The sequence below is a fragment of the Gordonia sp. IITR100 genome, from assembly GCF_002009645.1.
Classification (GTDB): Bacteria; Actinomycetota; Actinomycetes; order Mycobacteriales; family Mycobacteriaceae; genus Gordonia; species Gordonia hongkongensis.
Genome location: NZ_MVKV01000017.1, coordinates 56,592 through 75,341 on the forward strand (window position 1 = coordinate 56,592; position 18,750 = coordinate 75,341).

Below are 18,750 nucleotides of genomic sequence, written 5' to 3' on the forward strand. Positions count from 1 at the left end.
TTCATGGCGAAAAAGGAAATCGTTCAGGTCATCGACGATCTCGACGGTAAGGTGCTGGATCAGTACGAAACCGTCCGGTGGTCACTCGATGGAAAGAACTACGAGTTCGACACTTCGTCGAAGCACGCGCAGCAATTCCGCGATTCGCTGTCGAAGTACCTCGACATCTCCCGCCAGACCGGTCGCGTGACCAAGCGCACCGCAACGGCGTCGACTGCGACCGGGGGCGGACGCAACAAGGAGACCACCAAGGCGATTCGCGAGTGGGCCATCCGCGAAGGTTACGAACTGAGTGATCGCGGTCGCATCCCACAGAGCATCATCGAGGCCTTCGAAGCCGCACACTGATCGGTCAGACCTGACCGTCATCACACATGAGACCTGTTGCCCGGCCGCCTTTCGCGTGCCGGGCAACAGGCGTTGAAAGGGCTGTTCGCCGATGAGGCCCCTGACCCCGCTGTCGGCTCCGGTGGACCCGATTCGCGCACTCGAGCGCATCTCGTGGCTGCTCGAGCGGCGTCGGGAGAGCACGTACCGCGTGGAGGCCTTCCGCCGCGCCGGGCAGGCGGCCGCCGGACTCGACCCGTCCGCGCTACACGCGCGGGCTGCCGCCGGCACTCTCACCGCGATCAAGGGAATCGGCAAGACCACCGCGGCGGTCATCGCCGAGGCCGCCGACGGTGAGCTACCGGGGTACCTCGCGCGCTTGCAGGGCGAAGATCCACCCCTCGCCCCCGACGGCGCCGAGGGCCTCGTGGAGGCCGTTGTCGGCGACCTGCACGCCCACACCGACTGGAGCGACGGCGGCGCGCCCATCGACGAGATGGCCGCGGCTGCGGAGGCCTCCGGCCACGACTGGCTCGCGATCACCGACCACTCGCCGCGCCTCACGGTCGCGAACGGACTGAGCGCGGAACGGCTCGCCGCCCAGATCGAGGCGATCGACAACTGGAACACCGGTCACAGCAGCCACTTTCGTCTCTTCCGTGGAATCGAGATCGACATCCTCGACGACGGCACGCTCGATCAGACCGACGAGATGGTCTCCCGGCTCGACGTCGTGACCGCGTCCGTGCACTCCAATCTGCGCATGGCGCACGACGCCATGACCGACCGGCTCATCGCCGCGGTCTCTGATCCACGGGTTCACGTCCTCGGCCACTGCACCGGCCGGCGAGTGCTGAGCGGGCGCGGCCACCGCCCGCCCTCGACCTTCGACGCCGAGGCCGTGTTCGCCGCCTGCGCGGCCCACGACACCATCGTGGAGATCAACTCCCGTCCGGAGCGGGTCGACCCGCCCGACGAACTGATCGAGATCGCCGACGACGCAGGCTGCCTGTTCGCGATCGACTCCGACGCCCACGCACCCGGGCAACTCGACTTCAAGATCCTCGGCGCGCGGCGGGCCGTCGACCACGGCATCGACCCCGACCGGATCGTCACGACATGGTCGTCGGACCGGTTGTCGGAGTGGCTCGCCCGCTGAGCTGTCCCGGTGGGGCCCGAGCGGTCCAGAACGCTGTCAGCTCAGGGCGTCGACCCGGTCTCGGATCACCGGCAGCACGCCTTCGGCGAACCAGTGCGCTTCCTCGATGTGCGGATAGCCCGACAGGATGAAGTGGGAGAAGCCCTCGGATTCGTACTCGCCGATCAGCGCCGCGACCTCGTCGTAGCTGCCGACGAGCGCGGTGCCGGCTCCCCCACGGATGAGCCCGACCCCCGCCCACAAGCCGGGATGGATCTCGAGCGCATCGCGACGTCCGCCGTGGAGTTCGGCCATCCGACGCTGACCGGTCGAGTCCGAGACCGAGTGCAGGGCGAACGCGGTCTCGATCTCGTCGTCGGAGATCCCCTGCAGCAGTGTGTCGGCGACCCGCCACGCCTCCTCGGAGGTCTCGCGGGCGATGACATGCAGCCGCACACCGTATTCGAGTGACCGGCCGACCGTCTCGGCGCGTCGCGCCACCTCCGCGATCTTCTCTCCGGCCACCGCCGGCGGCTCGCCCCACGTGAGGTAGACCTGGGCACGCGAGGCCGCAACGGTCAGTGCCGGGTCCGACGACCCGCCGAAGTAGATCCGCGGTGGATCGGTCGGCGGATCCGCGAGGAACGCCCCGGCGATACGGTAGAACTCTCCGTCGAAGTCGACGGTCTCACCGGACCAGAGCCGGTCGACGATCTGCACGAACTCGTCGGTGCGCGCGTAACGGCGGTCGTGGTCGACCCAGTCACCGAACCGGCGTTGCTCGACCTCGTCACCGCCGGTCACGATGTTGACCGCGATCCGTCCACCCGAGAATCGCTGGAGCGTCGCCGCCTGCTGTGCGGCCAGGGTCGGCGAGATCAGCCCGGGGCGGAATGCGACGAGGAAGGTCAACTGCTCGGTGTGGGTGATCGCGGCGGCCGTGGTCAGCCACGCGTCCTCACACCAGGTTCCGGTCGGGGTCAGGACACTCTCGTAGCCGAGCCGATCGGCGGTGCGTGCGACATCGATCAGGTACGGCAGGTCTGGCGCACGGTAACCCGGAGGGTGCCGTTTCGTCGCCGATGCACGTGAGGCTCCGACGATCCCGCGGCTGTCACCGGCGGTCGGCAGAAACCAATGGAAATGGCTCATGGGCGTGTTCCCTTCTCGCATCATTAGTGGTGTGTCTCGGAAATAGGTGGCCGGTATCCGGTGGAGCGATCGGTGGTCTGGCAAGGCGGAGGAGGGAGGGATAGCGGAGCTATCTCGACCGACGACAACGCAGCCAGGCGCCGATCGAGCGCCGGAGACCAGTCACTTATTTCCGAGACGCACCACTAGGACTGGGGCGTGCCGAACAGCGGTGCCAGGGCCTCGTCGTAGCGGTTGTCGACGAACGTCGCGAAGTCGACCTGCCCCTGGAGTTGCCCGGAGTCGGCGAAGGCATCGGCGAGCTCCTGCTCCGACGCCACGACGCTGTCGTCGAGTGCGATCGCGGGTCGGAGGCTGCGGCCCTGGGCGATCGCGCCGGCCCGCGGGTCGATTCCGACCTCGGCGGAGTACTGCTCGGCCCACTCTTCCGGGTTGGCCTCGGCCCAGTTGGCGGCCCGCGCGATCCCGAGCGCCAGTTCCCGTACCGCGGTGTTGCGACGCGGGTCGGCCAGCGCCTCGTCGCCCGCGATCCCGAAACCGTAACCGTTCGAGACGCCTTCGGCCGTGACGAGCGTCTTCGGGTTGTTCTCGAGCTGGACGATCGCGGTGTACGGGTCCCAGATCGCCCATGCGTCGACGTTCCCGGAGGTGAACGCGGACAACGCATCCGCGGGCTGAAGGAAGACCGGTTCGACGTCCTTGCCGGGCCCCAGGGTCAGATTCACCTTGTTCAGTTGCAGCAGCAGATGTCCGTGGGCCGAGCTGCCCTTCGCCACGGCGACCTTCTTGCCCTTGAGGTCGGCGACCGAGGCCAGTGTCGACGTTCCCGGGATCAGGATCGCGTCGCCGCTGGCGTTGTTCGCGTACCCGGTGACGATCTTGACCTTCGCGTTCGCCGCGGCGCCGAAGATGGGCGGCGTGTTCCCGGTGACCGCGAAGTCGATCTTGCCTGCGGTGGCGGCCTCGATCTGCGGCGGGCCGGAGGTGAAGGTGGAGAATTCGATGGTGAACGGGAGCTTCTCGAGTTCGCCCGAGGCGCGCAGTAGGGCTTCGGTGCCGCCCTTCTGGTCTCCGACTCGGAGGGTCAGGTCCTGCAGTGAGGCGACGTCGACCGTCTCGTTCGCGATCGATTCGGCGGTGTCCTCCCGCTGCACACAGCCCGCGAGGCTCAGGGTCATGGCGGCGGTGGCCAGCACGGCGGCGAGCACGCGGCGCCGTCGGGGCCGGGATGCGCGCACGGAAAGATGGTGGTGTGTCATCGAGATCGGCTTTCGGTCAGGGAACGGGAGGGTCAGCGCGCCGGATCGGCGACGCCGAGTGCGGTCAGCAATTCGGCTCGCAGGCGCGGGATCTCGGAGTCGAGATCATCGACGTCGCCGGCCTGACGTGGACGGGGCACGGTGAGGTCTTCGACGATCTCGCCACCGGCCAGGACGACGACGCGGTCGGCCAGCCGCAACGCCTCGTCGACGTCGTGGGTGACGAGGAGTGCACCGAACCCGTTGTCGCGCCACAGCGAGATGAGCAGTTCGTGCATCGTGCGCCGAGTGAGGGCGTCGAGTGCGCCGAACGGCTCGTCGAGCAGCAGCAGTTGCGGACGGGCCACGAGCGCACGGGCGAGCGAGACCCGTTGCGCCTGACCACCCGAGAGTTGCGCGGGCCACGCAGCCGTCTTGTCGCTCAGGCCGACCTCGTCGAGGGTGCGGCGCGCGCGTTCGCGGGCCTGTGACTTGCCGACCTTCTCGCGCACGAGGCCGAAGGCGACGTTCTGTAAGACGGTGCGCCAGGGGAAGAGTCGCGGCTCCTGGAAGGACACCGCCGGGTGACCGGCGGTCCGGACGCTACCCGACTCGGTCTGCGACAGGCCCGCCAGCAGGCGAAGCAGCGTCGACTTGCCGCTGCCGCTGCGTCCGATGAGCGCGACGATCTCGTGCGCCCCGACCCGTAGGGTCACGTCCCGCAACACGAGATTGTCCCCGTAGCTCAGGCTCGCGTTCTCGACTTCCGCGGCGTATCCGGCGGGGTCGACCAGGTCGTCGGCGGACGGGACCTCGAGATCGCGGGTGGCGATGGCGGTCATGGTAGGGCCTCCTAGACTCGGGATGTGCGGGTTGGGGGCCTCACCGGTTCTGGTATCGGGTCGTGTAGCGCTCCAGCGCACGCACGATGGCGTCGGTGATCAAACCCAGTGCGGCGTAGACGATCAGGCCGAAGAAGATGATGTCGGTGCGCAGGAAGTCGCGCGCGTTGTTGATCAGGTATCCCAGCCCGGACGTGGCCGCGATCTGCTCGGCGACGATGAGGCTGAGCCATGCGATCGCCAGGGCCTGGCGCAGACCGACCAGGATCTGCGGCATGGCACCCGGGATGATGAGATCGCGGATGGTGGTCAGCCGCGAGAAGCCCAGCACGCGAGCGGTTTCCACCAGGCGGCCGTCGATCTGGCGAATCGCGGCGGAGGTGTTCAGGTAGAGGGGGAACAGCGCGCCGAGGGACACGAGCAGCACCTTGGGCATCTCGCCGATGCCGAACCACAGGATGAACAACGGGATCAGACCGAAGAGCGGAAGTGCGCGTATAGCCTGCATGTTCGGGTCGATGGCCGAGTCGGCGAACTTGCTCAGGCCGACCAGCAGGCCCAGACCGATCCCAACCGCGACGCCGATCGTCAGTCCGATCGCGACCCGCTGCGCCGACGCCGCGATGGCGTCGAGGAGTTGTCCGTTGTTCAGGACCTCCCACCCGGCCTCGGCGATCAGCGACGGTGCGGGCAGCTTGTCCTGCGGGATGATCCCCAGTGCGCTGCCCACCTGCCAGAGCACGAGAACGGCGATGGGTGACAGCGCGCGCAGGATGGTGTGCAGCCGGGACGACCGGCCCGCCTTGGCCGATGGGGAGTCGGACGACCCCGGGTCCACCGCCCGCGGATCGCCGGGCGCGCTGATACTGAGTGTTCGGTCGGCCACGTGCGGCAACGTTACGAATCGGGAAACACTCGCGACACCGTTGAGTTCAGCGTGAGCACAAGTAGGCCACCCGCCCAGCGTTCGCGTAACGGCGAGCGGTCAGCCCCGGTCGATACCGTTCGGTGCGTCAGCTCCGTTTGATGACGATGCCGGTCATCCCCGACGCCGACCCCGTCAGCTCGATCACCGGTCCGCCCGGACGCGTCGGTGCGCCGGCCTTGTCCTTCACCTTCGACCATCCGGAGAGTTGGAGGTCGCCGTACCTTATCTCCTGATCGGGGCCGATCCGGAGCTTCACCGTGGTGATGGAGACCTGCAGCTGCAGGATCGTCGACGGCCCGGGGAACGTCGCATGGGTGAAGTCCATGTCGACGGTGCCCATGCTGCCGGTGACCAGCGTCGACGGCGGAACATGCCACGTGCCCTTGCGTCGAACCGTCTCCCACTCGGCCGCGAGGTGCACGGGCCCGGCCGAAGGGACGGCGACGGCCGGGGTCGCGGCTACGGCCTGGCCCGGCTCGTTGAACAGGCGACCGGCGTTCGGCAGGTGTTCCAGGACGGCTCGCAGGTCTGCGCGGGTCTTGGCGGCGTACACCAGACCGGACCGGTCCTCGAACTCCGCGATCTCCAGATATCCCGACGAGAAGGCGTCGTTGAGAAGAGTCACGGCCCGTTCGCGTTCCGGGTTTCCGACCCGTAGATCGTCGTCGGGGAGGCGGTCGACCATACCTGCCACCTTATGGCACCCGCGCTGGGTGGGTTTTCGCAGCACGACGGCCGGGGCTCGCGGCGGCGTCAGTTCCGCGGGATCGGTGGCGCGGAGTCGGGGGCCATCAGGGCGCCGATCTGCGCGAAGATCGGATTGCCGCCGTTGGCGTACGAGCCGTCCGGACCGAACGCCTCGGCGTCGTAGGTCACCGCCACCGCGATGGCGATCTTCTCTGACGGGAGATACCCGACGACCGCCGCGTAGCCGTTGAACAACGGGTTCTGCACGATCCAGCCGCCGGTCAGCACGACTCCCATGCCGTAGGTGTACTCCTCGTTCATCGGCCGGCACGTCGAGCAACCGGCCAGCGGACGCGCCACGCCGCGGAGCCGGGTGGAGACCATGGTGTCGTAGCCCTCGGCCGACAGCGTCTCCCCCGCGAAGAGTTTCCGGGCCGTCGCCTCGACGTCGTAGATGTTCGACGTCTGGATCGCACCGTGGGTGATGCTCCACGACGGGTTCCAGCCGGTCGTCTCCTCGTAGAACGGCGTCGACGGTGGAGGGTTCAGAATCCCGCGGCGTTCCGACGAGTAGGCATGCAGGGCGGGTTCCGGGATCACCGCCGTCAGATCCGACACCGTCTTGTCGAGGTCGAGCGGCTCGGAGATCCGCTGCCGGAGTAGATCCGCGACCGATTCACCGGTGATCTTCTCCAGCACGAGGCCGAGGATCACGTAGTTGGTGTGCGCGTAGTTCCAGTTCGTCCCCGGCGCGTAGAGCAGCGGCTTGTTCACCGCGTAGGACAACATCTCGTCGGTCGTCCACGCCTTGAACGGGTTCGTCAGCTCCTCGATCTCGAACGCGTCGTTGCCGAGCACATAGTCCTGATACCCCGACGTCATCGTCGCCAGTTGCCGGAGGGTGACCCGGTCGCTGTTGGGGATCTGGGGCACCCATGTCGCGATGATGTCGTCGAGGGCGACCGCCTTCTCGTCGACGAGTTGCAACAGCACCGCCGCGACGTAGGCGATGGCGACCGACCCGTTGCGGAAGTGCATGTCCGCGGTGGCGGGTACACCGGTCTGCGACTCGCCGAACGCCTTGGTGGTCACCTCCTGGCCGTCGTCGGTGACACGCACGATCACCGACTTGAGGTGTTGGGACTCCATCAGTCCTTCGACGATCTACTCGATCTGCGCCGCCTGCTGCGGGTTGGACGACGACGCCTACGAGGACGCGGGTTCGGCACCGCCCCCGGTGCCGCACGCCGCCAGAACGATCGCGAGGACCGCGGCAATCAGCATTGACCAGCGCTTGTGCATTGTCGAATTTTCACGGGCGCCGAACCCCTGTCGGCGACTTCGTCGATTCCGGAGTAGCGTCGACTCCGTCCGCAATCGGCCGGAGGAGGCGACGATGTCAGCGGTAGACGCGACGAGCTCGGGGACGATGCCGGTCGCGTTCATCGGTCACGGCAACCCGATGAACGCCCTGGAGCGCAACAAGTACACCGAGGCCTGGGCCGCTCTGGGTGCATCGGTGCCGAAACCGCGAGCGATCCTGGTGATCTCGGCGCACTGGTACACCAACGCCACCGCCGTGACGGCGATGCCACGGCCACGGACCATCCACGACTTCTACGGTTTCCCGCAGGACCTCTTCGACGTGGAGTACCCTGCCCCGGGCGACCCGGATGTCGCCGACATGGTCTCCGATGTCGTCAAACCCACGTGGTGCGGTCACGACGTCGACAGCTGGGGTATCGACCACGGCACGTGGTCGGTGCTGGTGCACACGTTCCCGGATGCGTCCGTACCCGTACTCCAGTTGTCGCTCAACGCTTTCAAGGACCACGAACACCACTACGAACTGGGCCGCCGGCTCGCCCCGCTCCGCGACCAGGGTGTGCTGATCATCGGCAGCGGCAACATCGTGCACAACCTACGCGCGGTCGACTTCGCGAAGCCCGACAGCGGATTCGACTGGGCCCACCGGTTCGACGATGCGGCCCGAGAGGTGTTGCTGGACAAGCCGTCGAGTGTGCTGAGTCTGGACGGACATCCCGACTTCGACAAGTCCGTACCGACCCCGGACCACTATCTGCCGATGCTGTACATCGCCGGACTCGCCGGGGACGCCCCGCTGAATCTGCTCGTGGACGGCCATGCCGCCGGGTCGATCTCGATGGCCGCCTACACGCACGGGCTGGAGGTCGAGCCCACGGGGTCCGGCGCCGGTGGCCCGGCTGCCGAACTGCCCGAGGGGTTTCCGACACTCAACTCGAACCTGTGACCCTCAGGCCGCGAGGAACTCGTCGATCTGGTTGATCGCCGACGACGCACCTTCGACGACTCCCATGTCGAGCACCTTCTGCAACGCCTCGGCCGAGTCGTAGGTGCTGATGAAGGTGGCGACGGTCTTACCGTCCGTCTCGGTGAATGCGTAGGAATTGCGGGATTCGGGCATGTCGGTGATCGGGTTGAGGTCCCCGTCGGCAAAGCCGTCCAGGAAGGTGAAGCCGGTGGGCTCGTCCACCGATTCGACTTTCCAGTAGCCGCCGAACTTCTCGCCCTCGGGACTGGTCATGTAGTACGTGACCTTGCCGCCCGGGCGCAGGTCGTGGTCGACGACGGTCGCCGGATAGGTGGGCGGGCCCCAGATCTGCTCGAGCTGACGCGGATCGGCGTAGATCTGCCACACCCGTTCGATCGGGGCCGCGAACTCGGCGTTGATGGTGATCGTCCGGGCGTCCAGGTCGGGTGTCACATCGATGACAGGCATTGTTCATTCCTCCGGTGTGATTGTGGGTGAGGGTGATTCGAGCGTGAGTAGATCGTCGATGCGGGCGATACGACCACGCCACACCGCTTCGAGCTCGGTGAGCATCGAGGCCACCGAACGCACTGCCGCGACATCGCCGCTGGCCAGCTGCTCGCGTCCGGAACGACGCTTGGTGAGCAGACCGGCCTTCTCCAGGACGGCGACGTGCTTCTGTACCGCCGCGAAGCTCATGTCGTATTTCGCGGCGAGCACCGAGACCGAGTGTTCGCCGGCGAGCACGCGTCGCAGGATGTCACGACGGGTGCGGTCCGACAACGCGTGGAACAGGGCGTCGGCCCGATCCTCGTCTGTCGGTTCGCCTGCATTCTCGGCCACGCCTCAAACATACAACCAATTGGTTGTATGTCAAGGGTCTGTTGCGATCACGACGGGCTCAACCCTGGCCTCCGGCGGACCCTGCGCCTTGACTTGTCCCGACCGTCTCGCTGCACCCGTCGCGCGTCGCCGCCACCGGACCGACTCCGCGATCCCGAACCCGAAGGACCCCACTCGTGACCCGTCAGCTCCACCTCGGTGGTTTCTTGATCGCCTCCCCCGTCACCCATTCGCACGCCGCATGGCGTCATCCCGGCTCGGAGACCGACTACTTCGGGCCAGACCACTACCACCGGGTCGGCCGCATCCTCGAACGCGGCAAGTTCGACTTCGCCTTCTTCGCCGACCTGCTCGCCGCACCGGTCCGGTTCGGCGGTAACCAGTCCGAACCCTTCCGGCGCGGCACTCAGGCCGCCGCGACGATCGATCCGAGCCTGGTCGCGGCGAGCATCGCCGCCGTCACCACGCGACTCGGTATCGCGGTCACCAAGTCCACCACCTACTTTCACCCCTACGAACTCGCGCGCGTCTTCGGTTCCCTCGATCACCTCACCCGTGGACGGATCGCGTGGAACATCGTGACGTCGCTGTCGCAGGCCGAGGCGCAGAACTTCGGCTTCGACGACCACGTCGGACACGACGAGCGGTACGTGCGTGCCGAGGAGTTCGTCAGCACGGCGATCAAGCTGTGGTCGAGCTGGGATGCCGACGCCGTCACCGCCGACAAGGAGTCCGGCGTCTGGGCGGATCCGTCGAAGATCCACACCGTCGACCACGAAGGCACGCACTACCGCACGCGGGGTCCGCTCAACCAGCCCCGCTCACCGCAGCATCGCCCGGTACTCATCCAGGCGGGGTCGTCGAACACCGGCAAGGACTTCGCCGCGCGGTGGGCGGAGGCGATCTTCGAGATCGACCCGACCCCGGAGGGACGCCGGGCCTACTACGACGACGTGAAGTCGCGGGCGGTGAACTTCGGCCGAAATCCCGACCACGTCAACATCTTCCCGGCGTTCATCCCGTTCATCGGCGAGACCGAGTCGATCGCCCGGGAGAAGCAGGCGTTCCACAACGAACTCGCCGATCCGATCTCCGGCCTGATCACGCTGTCGGTTCACACCGACCACGACTTCTCCGCCTACGATCTCGACGCTCCCGTCGAAGACGTCCAGGTGAGCGGCACACAGGGGCTGTTCGACGTCGCCCGACGCCTCTCCGAGCGGGACAGTCTCACCCTCCGCGACATCGGCAAGCTCTACGCCCAGGGAGTCCTGCTGCCGCAGTTCGTCGGCACGGCCGCCGATGTCGCGGATCAGATCGAGGAGTCCTTCACCGGCGGTGAGGCCGACGGGTTCATCGTGTCGAGTGCGCAAACCCCGGGCACCTTCAACGATTTCGTGGACTACGTGGTGCCGGAGTTGCAGCGCCGCGGCCTGTTCCGCACGGAGTACGAGGGCACGACCCTGCGCGAGCACCTCGGGCTCGGGAGCGCCGAGGAGGATCTGCCCGCGGACGTGCGTGGGGTAGACACCCGGCTCGCGGGCTGAGAGAACTCAGCGCTCGCCGACCCGGCCGCCGTCGACGTCCCAGTGCCGGTCGACGCGCACGTTCTGCAGCATGCGCCGATCGTGGGTCACGAGAAGCACTGCGCCGTCGTAGGAATCGAGAGCGGACTCGAGTTGTTCGATGGCCGGCAGGTCGAGGTGGTTGGTCGGCTCGTCGAGGACAAGGACATTGGTGCCCCGCGCCTGCAGCAGGGCGAGTCCGGCCCGCGTGCGTTCGCCGGGTGACAGCTCTCCGACCGGCCGGTCCACGTGATCGGCCCGCAGGCCGAACTTGGCGAGCAACGTCCGCACGTCCGCGGTGGAGTATTCGGGGACCAGCGCTTCGAACCGTTCGGCCAGCGGCCGGGGACCGGTGAACAGGCCACGCGCCTGGTCGATCTCGCCGATCGCGACGTTGGCACCGAGTCGCGCGGTCCCCTCGTCGGGTTCGACGCGACCGAGCAGTAGCCGCAGCAGCGTCGTCTTGCCGGCACCGTTGTGGCCCGTGATGCCGATGCGTTCGCCGGCGTTCACCTGTAACGACACCGGGCCCAGCACGAAATCCCCCTGTCGCACGACCGCTTCATTGAGGGTGGCGACCACCGAGCTGGAGCGCGGCGCGGACCCGATGGTGAACTCGAGAACCCATTCCTTGCGCGGTTCGGCGACCTCGTCGAGCCGAGCGATCCGGCTCTCCATCTGCCGGACCTTCTGCGCCTGCTTCTCACTGGACTCGGTGGCGGCGCGGCGTCGGATCTTGTCGTTGTCCGGCGCTTTCCGGATGGCATTGCGGACACCCTGGCTCGACCATTCACGCTGGGTCCGAGCGCGTGCGACGAGGTCGGCCTTCCTGGCCGCGAACTCCTCGTACTCCTCGCGACGGTGACGTCGGGCGACGGCACGCTCCTCGAGGTAGCTCTCGTAGCCGCCGCCGTACACGGTGTTGGTGTGCTGCGCGAGGTCGAGTTCGAGCACCCGGGTGACGCTGCGCGCGAGAAACTCTCGGTCGTGACTGACGAGGACGACGCCGCCCCGCATGCCGGCCACGACCTCCTCCAGGCGCGCGAGACCGTCGAGATCGAGGTCGTTGGTCGGTTCGTCGAGGAGCACGATGTCGAAGCGCGAGCACAGCAGCGCGGCGAGCCCGACCCGGGCGGCCTGGCCGCCGGACAGATCCGCCATCAGGGTGGCATCCGGGTCGATGACACCGTCACCGAGCCCGAGGTCGGCGAGGACCGCGGGCAGCCGCTCGTCGAGATCGGCCGCCCCGGTGGCCAACCAGTGGTCGAGCGCGGCCGCATACGTCTCGGCCGGATCTCCCGGCGCCGCGGCGTCGGGGTCGGCCAACGCGTCCGCCGCCGCGTCCATCGCGGTCGTCGCCGCCGCGCACCCCGTCCGGCGGGCGACGTACGCGCGCACCACCTCACCGGGAACCCGTTCGTGCTCCTGCGGCAACCATCCGACGAAAGCGTCGGACGGTGCACGGGTCACCGTCCCCTCCAGGGGCGCGAGATCACCGGCGAGTACCCGCAGCAGCGTGGTCTTCCCGGCACCGTTCGCACCGACCACGCCGATCACGTCGCCGGGTGCCACCGTGAGATCGAGGTGGTCGAAGAGGACGCGGTGGGCATATCCCCCGGCGACGTCCTTGGCGACGAGCGTGGCGGTCATCGGTCCATGGTCGCACCCAGCTCTCGGACCACGAGGACCCGGCCGAGGCGGCTCCGGCACGCGGCAGCCGGCTCCCCCGGTTTTCCCGAGCGCCCGGCCGGGTATTGACCCGCATGACCTCATCTCGCGAGACCCGACACTTCGACGTCGTCATCGTCGGCGGCGGAAACGCCGGCCTCAGCGCGGCGGCGCGACTGCTGCGCCTGGGCGTCACCGATGTCGCGGTGATCGAACCGCAGGCCGTCCACACGTACCGCCCACTGCTCTCCTACGTCGGCGGAGGTCAGGCGACGCTGCAGGACGCCGAGCGCACGCAGCGATCGGTGACGCCGGACGGGGTGACGTGGTTGCGCGACACCGCCGTCGTCGTCGACGCGGGAAAGCGGACGGTCCGCTGCGTCTCGGGCGCCGACGTCGGCTACCGGGACCTCGTCCTGGCCGTCGGACTCGTACCGGATCACGACGCGATGCCGGGGATCGAGCTCGCGATCGCCGACCCGGCGGTGGCCAGCAACTATCTCGACCGGGCCGAACAGACCTGGGATCTCGTCACCTCGATGCCGCGGGGTGGACGGGCCGTGTTCACCGTCCCGCGTCCGCCGGTCAGCTGCACCGGGACCACACTCAAACCACTCTTCCTGGCCGCCGCCCACTGGCGGCGTCGAGGAATCCTCGAGTCGCTCGACATCACCATGACCGTCGACCGGCCCCATCTGCTCGGCGTCGCGGCCCTCGACGCCCGCCTCTCGGAGTGCCTCGACGAACTCGGCGTCCGCGTGCTGCTCGACAGCTCCGTACGACTGCATCCGGTCGATCGCCGGGTCACCGTGGTCACCGGCTCGGACACCCAGGATGTGTACTACGACATGCTGCACCTCGTCCCGCCCTTCCGAGGTGCCGACCTGGTGACCGACTCGGACCTGGCCGGCGCCCGCGGCCGGGGGCTCGTCGACATCGATCCCCACACGCTGCGTCACCGCACCCATCCGTCCATCTGGGGAGCCGGTGACGGCGCCGCGATCGCGACCGACCCGTCGGGCGGCGGGTTGCGACGGCAGATCTCGGTGCTCGCCGACAACATCGCGGCCGCGCGGGCCGGCGAGGAGCTCACCGCCTACGACGGGTACACCGTCGCTCCGATCGCGACGGACGCACATCATCTCATCGCCGCCGAGTTCGACCGCGACGGGACCATCACGTCGTCGTTGCCGTCGGTCATCGACCCGCTCAAACCGCGCCGGAGTGCGTGGGCCTTCGACCGATATGCCCTCCCGCGCCTGTACTGGAACGCGATCCTGCGAGGGCGGGTGTGAGTCCGCGTCGAGACCTGTGACCGGTTCGGAATCGAGAAGCCCCTAGACCCGCCGCACTACCGTGAGAGCTGCCTCGGCCCCGAGGCCGTCGACCGCGAAGGGAACGCGAATGGGCAGCTCTGGAGGATTCTCCGATCAGGAACGGGCCGCGATGAAGGAGCGCGCCGCGGAACTCGAGATGGAGAAGACCCGCAGGCGCGGGAACAAGAAGGCGGCCGAGGAACTCGATCTGCTCGCGAAGCTCGAGAGCATGGACCCGGCCGATCGCGCGCTGGCCGAACGCATCCACGCGATCGTCACCACGGCCGCACCGGACCTCGCACCGAAGCTCTGGTACGGACAACCGGCCTACGCGCTGAAGGGCAAGGTGGTGTGTTTCTTCCGCAGCGGGCACGACGACAAGGAGCGATATACTCCACCTTCGGATTCACCCAGAACGCCAACCTCGACGACGGCGGATTCTGGCCGACGTCGTTCGCGGTCAGCACCCTGGACACCGAGGCCGAGAAGACCATTGCGACGCTGGTCGCGAAGGCGGTGAGCTGACCTTCCCCTTACTGCCTCATCCGAAAGACTGTAAACCCGCAGGTCCCAGCCCTGCTCCCGGAGGTGTGAGGAGCGTTAGCGACGAGCCACGAAGGGCCAGCAACCGGCGCGGGATCGTCCTCCCAGCGAATTTGCCTCCCCCTCAACAGGTTTGAAGGGTATATTGCCCTTCGCGCCGACTCACGGGGACGGAGATTCAGCGCTGGGAGCCGGTTCCGGCTTCTGCGAACAACGCCGGTTCGGCTCCGCGGCCGACTACCCTGACAGCCATGATCACCGCGGTGCACACACTGATCTACTGCGACGACCCGGACGCCGCCCGCGCCTTCTTCCGCGACGTGTTGCGCTTCCCGCACGTCGACACGGGCGGCGGTTGGCTGATCTTCCAGACCGGTCCCAGCGAACTCGGAGCCCACCCGAATGCCTGGGAGCACGAGGGAAGCGCCGGGCGCACCGATCAGAAGTTCGACGTGTCGTTCATGTGCGACGATCTCGACTCCACCATGCGCGAACTCGCCGGCCGGGGCGCCGAGTTCGCCGGCACACCGACCGATGAGGGTTGGGGCGTGACTGTCCGGGTCAAGGTCCCCGGCGCCGGGGAGATCACGCTGTACGAACCGAAATACCCACCGCCCGCGCTCCTGTGAACGTCCGGACCCGTCCGCCGGACGTCGCTCATTCGGTCGCATGAAACCCGGCGATGCCCCCATCGAAGCGCGGTAATCTCCCAAGGTCACCGACCAGGAGGAGCCGACCGTGGGCAGTCCCTACGACCCCAACCAGCCGACCGCCATGGGTCCGCAGGGGCCGCAGCAACCCGGCTGGCCGCCTTCTGGCGGTCACCAACCCGGCGGGCCGCAGCCGGCTCCCGGCCAGCCGCCGAACCCGGGTCCGTACGGTGGGCAGCCGTACGGCCAACAGCCCTATGGCGGGCAGCCCTACGGCCAGCAGCCGTACGGCCAACAACCGTATGGCCAGCCGTTCGGTCAGCAATCACCCCCTCCGGCCAAGAGTGGGAGCAAGAAGTGGTGGTTCATCGGCGGCGGCGGACTGGTCCTCGTACTGATCGTCGTGGTGGCGGTGGTGCTGGCGCTGACCCTGCGCGGTGGTGGCGACGACGAACCGTCGATCCCGACCGCCTCGGCCCTCCAACTGGTGCTGCCCGAAGACCAGTTCCCGGACATCACGGGCGAATTCAGCACGGAGACGGGCAGTACCGACGACGACGGCAGCACCGTGGACAACGAGAAGTGTGCGACGCTGGTCCAGTCTCAGCAGACCGGCAACGAACGCGCGGAGCGCGAGCTCACCGAGACCTCGTCCTCCAACGAGATACTCTTCGGTCTCGACAACTACAGTGCCGACGTGACCAAGCCGGCCGACAACGGTTACGACGAGTTCGACGAGATCGTCTCCGCCTGTTCGTCTTTCACGCTGACCCTCGAGGACGGCGACGTCCCGGTCACTCTCGCGCTCGAGAAGGTCGAGCTGCCGATCGACGGTGACTACAAAGCGGTCCGGATGACCGGCGAGTACGAGGTCGGTGCGATCGAGGTTCACCTCGCCGGGATCATCGTGGTCGGCGAGGAGCGGGGCGTATCGTTCACGGTCACGCACAACACGGTTGACGACGCACCGCCCGCGATGGACACCACGGTCAGCAACAATCTGGCCGAGATGTTCACGGCCCAGCGGCAGATCATCGCCGACGCGACCTGAAGCCCGACGGTCGAGATTCGTCGGTCGTCAGAGGAGGATTCGCGCCACCGCGGCCGGGTCGTCGAAGATGCTCATATGCCAGGCCCCGGCGCAGACGATGAAGTCCGATCCCGGTATCCGCTGATGCATGGCTCTCATGGAGGCGACGTCGGACACCGTGTCGTGTTCGGCCGCGACCACGGTCACCGGGCACGAGATCGACGCGGTGCGTTGCGAACAGTCGAAGTGGGCGATCGCGCGCAGCGCCGACGCCCAGGACGCGTGGTCCGCGGCGGCCACGGCTTCGCGAGCGTAGCGGACGACCGGTCCATCGTTGCGCAATTCGTCTGCGCTGAACCAGCGTCCGAGTGTGCCGTCGACATCGACGGTGTCGGCCTCGACGGCGGCTGCCGCAGCGTCGAATGCCGGGAAGGGCGTGTCTCGGGTGCACAGCAGCGTCAGGCGGGAGACGAGCTCGGGGCGCCGGATCGCGAGTTCCAGGGCCACCTGTCCGCCGAAGGAATGTCCCACCACATGCCAGGGCGCCTCGGACGCAGCCGATTCCGCGACCCCGGCGGCGAGCCGCGCGGGTAGGTCGTCATCCGCATAACCCGGCGGCGGGCTGATCGCAGGCGTGATCACGTGTCCGTACTCGGCCAGCTCGGCACGCACGCCGTCCCACACCGCCGGCGACAGCGGGGTTCCCGGCAGTAGCAGCCAGGTCGGGGGTTCGGTCGTCACCACGTACTCTCCTCAGCTGTCGTCACGGATTCAGACCGGCCGCCGGATTCGTCGCCTCGATCAGCGGCACCGTCAGCATCGAGGGATGATCTCCGCCCCGATGAATCCGACACGTTCCGCGGGGACCGGTCTGATAGCGGGCGGGGAAATGTCCGGTCAACGGGTTGCCCCGGTCGACGTTCCGTCCCGCGAGCACCAGCCGCAGGCGATCGCCGGGCATGAAAGATGTTGCCGACGAACCGAGTCCGACCTCTATCTCCACGATCTGACCGGGCTCCAGCAACTGAACGCGGTCGAAGCTGTGCACCGGCCGGGCCACCGACGATGCATCGCGGTCCAGTGCTCGCAGGGAGAGCTTCTGCCTACCCGTCACGATGCGGTCCCGGCCGTATCCGTACGAACCCTCGAACGGGACCCACCGCGTTCCGGCCCATTTCTCCACTGCCACGAACAACGTCGCATCCCCACCGCGCGGCAGGCTAACCCATAGTCGAGCACTCATCGGTCCGGAGAGTTCGAGATGAGAATCGATGGCAAGGTCGTAGGCCAGCCCGGCCCCGCGCAGGTCGAGAACCGACGAACCACTCGCCACGCCTCCCCCGGTGACCCGGGTCAGACGATCACCGTCAGCGAGTAGCAGTTCGGTCCACGTGGTCGCCGCCGGCGGCCACTCATGTTCCTCGCGTACATCGGTGACCTCGGTCCGCGACCCCCGGACTTCGAGGCGGACCCGTGGCAGGGTCCTGGTCGTGTCCCCGCGCAGGTGTCGGTCGAAGAACGCGTGCTGGGTCGCCACCGCGTCGTCGCTGTAGAACGTCGCCCATTTCGGTCCGCGGTGGGTGTACAGGTACTTGTGAGCCGACCCGGCCCGCTCGAACGCACGCATCGAACCCGCGCTGTGCAGATTGCTGTCGGAGAAACTGGCGCACACCAGCATCGGCACCTCGATGGCCGTAAGATTCGGTGTCTTGCTCTGCCACCAGTCATCTCGCAGGGGGTGGCGGCGGCGTTCGGCACCGATGTCCTCCGACAACCGGGCGGCCTTCCGGGTGACGAGAGCCCAGATGCGGGAGAACCCTCTCTCGTCGACTCCACCGGGCTTCATGAAGTCGCGGTAGAGGTCGGTGAACCCTTCCCACGGACAGATCGCCGCGAGGTGGGGCGGGTGGAGTGCGGCCGCCTTGTACTGCGAGAGCGCGAGATACGACACGCCCAGCATGCCGACCGCTCCGGTCGACCAGGACTGCCGGCCGGCCCACTCGATCAGGTCGTGGACATCGAGGGCCTCGGCGTCGGAGAGCAGCGATCCGGTTCCCTCCGAGGTCCCCGCGCCGCGCAGGTCGGCATTGATGACGACGTAGCTCCGCGAGGTCCAGACCGCGGGGTCGGGCGCCTCCCAGCCCGTCTCACTCGAAACGCGATACGGCGCAGGTTGATTCATGATCCGGTACTGGAAGTTGATCTTCCACCCGAACCGCGTCCGGACCGGCAGCGCGTCCTTGCCGTAGGGGTGCGCCGAGAGCAGGACCGGAAACGGACCATCCCCCGCCGGCCGATACACGTTGACCCGCAGGGTGACCCCGTCGCGCATCACCACCGGGACGTCGGCATCCTTGATCATGTCGTCGGGTGCCGGGTAGATGGTCACCGGCGGACGTACGGCGTTCCGCAACCGCCGCAGGCCGTAGCGAAGAGCACCCGGGCGCCGCCACGGCCGGTCGTGACTCACCGAATCCCCCATACGACCTCCGACGACAGTGCGACACCCATGGCTGGACTCTAGGGCACG

General features: G+C 67.7%; 18 protein-coding genes and 1 pseudogene. 8 read left to right on the top strand and 11 right to left on the bottom strand.

Features of this window, described 5'->3' with window-relative positions:
- Window positions 1-3: 3 nt before the first annotated feature.
- Window positions 4-348, top strand: coding sequence for an Lsr2 family protein (locus tag B1818_RS19335; RefSeq protein WP_058252466.1), 345 nt, complete (start codon window positions 4-6; stop codon window positions 346-348).
- A gap of 91 nt (window positions 349-439) precedes the next feature.
- On the top strand, window positions 440-1,486 hold the full coding sequence (locus tag B1818_RS19340; RefSeq protein WP_078113694.1) for a PHP domain-containing protein: 1,047 nt from the start codon (window positions 440-442) through the stop codon (window positions 1,484-1,486).
- Window positions 1,487-1,522: 36 nt separating this feature from the next.
- Here the strand turns inward: B1818_RS19340 and B1818_RS19345 are convergent, their stop codons facing one another.
- The 6 genes and pseudogenes from B1818_RS19345 to B1818_RS19370 all read right to left on the bottom strand — a co-directional run bounded on the left by B1818_RS19345 (window position 1,523) and on the right by B1818_RS19370 (window position 7,614).
- Complete coding sequence (locus tag B1818_RS19345) at window positions 1,523-2,617, bottom strand: LLM class flavin-dependent oxidoreductase (protein ID WP_078113695.1); 1,095 nt, start codon at window positions 2,615-2,617, stop codon at window positions 1,523-1,525.
- Window positions 2,618-2,802: 185 nt separating this feature from the next.
- Entirely contained in the window at window positions 2,803-3,876 is a 1,074-nt protein-coding gene (locus B1818_RS19350) for an ABC transporter substrate-binding protein (RefSeq protein ID WP_078113696.1), read from the bottom strand.
- A gap of 32 nt (window positions 3,877-3,908) precedes the next feature.
- Window positions 3,909-4,697, bottom strand: a complete 789-nt coding sequence (locus tag B1818_RS19355; protein WP_078113697.1) for an ABC transporter ATP-binding protein — start codon at window positions 4,695-4,697, stop codon at window positions 3,909-3,911.
- Window positions 4,698-4,737: 40 nt separating this feature from the next.
- Window positions 4,738-5,481 carry an ABC transporter permease gene (locus tag B1818_RS19360; RefSeq protein WP_223259000.1) on the bottom strand — a complete coding sequence of 248 codons (744 nt, stop codon included), beginning with the start codon at window positions 5,479-5,481 and terminating at the stop codon, window positions 4,738-4,740.
- Window positions 5,482-5,710: 229 nt separating this feature from the next.
- The gene (locus tag B1818_RS19365) at window positions 5,711-6,310 is read right to left on the bottom strand and encodes a DUF1707 domain-containing protein (protein ID WP_058252553.1); all 600 of its coding nucleotides are present in this window, start codon (window positions 6,308-6,310) and stop codon (window positions 5,711-5,713) included.
- A gap of 68 nt (window positions 6,311-6,378) precedes the next feature.
- Window positions 6,379-7,614, bottom strand: a pseudogene (locus tag B1818_RS19370) (serine hydrolase domain-containing protein).
- Between the two features lie 94 nt (window positions 7,615-7,708).
- On the opposite strand from B1818_RS19370, the gene ygiD reads away from it, so the two are divergent.
- On the top strand, window positions 7,709-8,584 hold the full coding sequence (gene ygiD / locus B1818_RS19375) for a 4,5-DOPA dioxygenase extradiol (RefSeq protein WP_078113698.1): 876 nt from the start codon (window positions 7,709-7,711) through the stop codon (window positions 8,582-8,584).
- Window positions 8,585-8,587: 3 nt separating this feature from the next.
- Here the strand turns inward: ygiD and B1818_RS19380 are convergent, their stop codons facing one another.
- Together B1818_RS19380 and B1818_RS19385 are read right to left on the bottom strand one after the other, a co-directional pair.
- Window positions 8,588-9,073 (bottom strand): SRPBCC domain-containing protein, encoded by a 486-nt coding sequence (locus B1818_RS19380; RefSeq protein ID WP_078113699.1) that lies wholly within the window; start codon window positions 9,071-9,073, stop codon window positions 8,588-8,590.
- A 3-nt stretch (window positions 9,074-9,076) separates the two neighbouring features.
- On the bottom strand, window positions 9,077-9,448 hold the full coding sequence (locus B1818_RS19385) for a helix-turn-helix transcriptional regulator (protein ID WP_058252459.1): 372 nt from the start codon (window positions 9,446-9,448) through the stop codon (window positions 9,077-9,079).
- Between the two features lie 176 nt (window positions 9,449-9,624).
- On the opposite strand from B1818_RS19385, the gene B1818_RS19390 reads away from it, so the two are divergent.
- The gene (locus B1818_RS19390) at window positions 9,625-10,995 is read left to right on the top strand and encodes an LLM class flavin-dependent oxidoreductase (protein ID WP_078113700.1); all 1,371 of its coding nucleotides are present in this window, start codon (window positions 9,625-9,627) and stop codon (window positions 10,993-10,995) included.
- A 6-nt stretch (window positions 10,996-11,001) separates the two neighbouring features.
- On the opposite strand, the gene B1818_RS19395 is transcribed toward B1818_RS19390, so the two are convergent.
- Entirely contained in the window at window positions 11,002-12,663 is a 1,662-nt protein-coding gene (locus B1818_RS19395; protein ID WP_058252457.1) for an ABC-F family ATP-binding cassette domain-containing protein, read from the bottom strand.
- Window positions 12,664-12,776: 113 nt separating this feature from the next.
- Between B1818_RS19395 and B1818_RS19400 the strand changes: the two genes are divergently transcribed.
- The 4 genes from B1818_RS19400 (at window position 12,777) to B1818_RS19415 (ending at window position 16,241) form a co-directional block, all read left to right on the top strand.
- Window positions 12,777-13,976 (top strand): NAD(P)/FAD-dependent oxidoreductase, encoded by a 1,200-nt coding sequence (locus B1818_RS19400; RefSeq protein ID WP_078113701.1) that lies wholly within the window; start codon window positions 12,777-12,779, stop codon window positions 13,974-13,976.
- Window positions 13,977-14,085: 109 nt separating this feature from the next.
- Window positions 14,086-14,517, top strand: a complete 432-nt coding sequence (locus B1818_RS19405; RefSeq protein WP_247449795.1) for an iron chaperone — start codon at window positions 14,086-14,088, stop codon at window positions 14,515-14,517.
- A gap of 274 nt (window positions 14,518-14,791) precedes the next feature.
- Window positions 14,792-15,169, top strand: coding sequence for a VOC family protein (locus B1818_RS19410; protein WP_078113702.1), 378 nt, complete (start codon window positions 14,792-14,794; stop codon window positions 15,167-15,169).
- A 109-nt stretch (window positions 15,170-15,278) separates the two neighbouring features.
- Complete coding sequence (locus B1818_RS19415; protein WP_078113703.1) at window positions 15,279-16,241, top strand: hypothetical protein; 963 nt, start codon at window positions 15,279-15,281, stop codon at window positions 16,239-16,241.
- Between the two features lie 27 nt (window positions 16,242-16,268).
- Here the strand turns inward: B1818_RS19415 and B1818_RS19420 are convergent, their stop codons facing one another.
- Together B1818_RS19420 and B1818_RS19425 are read right to left on the bottom strand one after the other, a co-directional pair.
- Window positions 16,269-16,961 carry an alpha/beta fold hydrolase gene (locus B1818_RS19420; RefSeq protein WP_254859766.1) on the bottom strand — a complete coding sequence of 231 codons (693 nt, stop codon included), beginning with the start codon at window positions 16,959-16,961 and terminating at the stop codon, window positions 16,269-16,271.
- Between the two features lie 22 nt (window positions 16,962-16,983).
- Window positions 16,984-18,702 carry a CocE/NonD family hydrolase gene (locus B1818_RS19425; RefSeq protein WP_078113705.1) on the bottom strand — a complete coding sequence of 573 codons (1,719 nt, stop codon included), beginning with the start codon at window positions 18,700-18,702 and terminating at the stop codon, window positions 16,984-16,986.
- Between the last annotated feature and the right edge of the window lie 48 nt (window positions 18,703-18,750).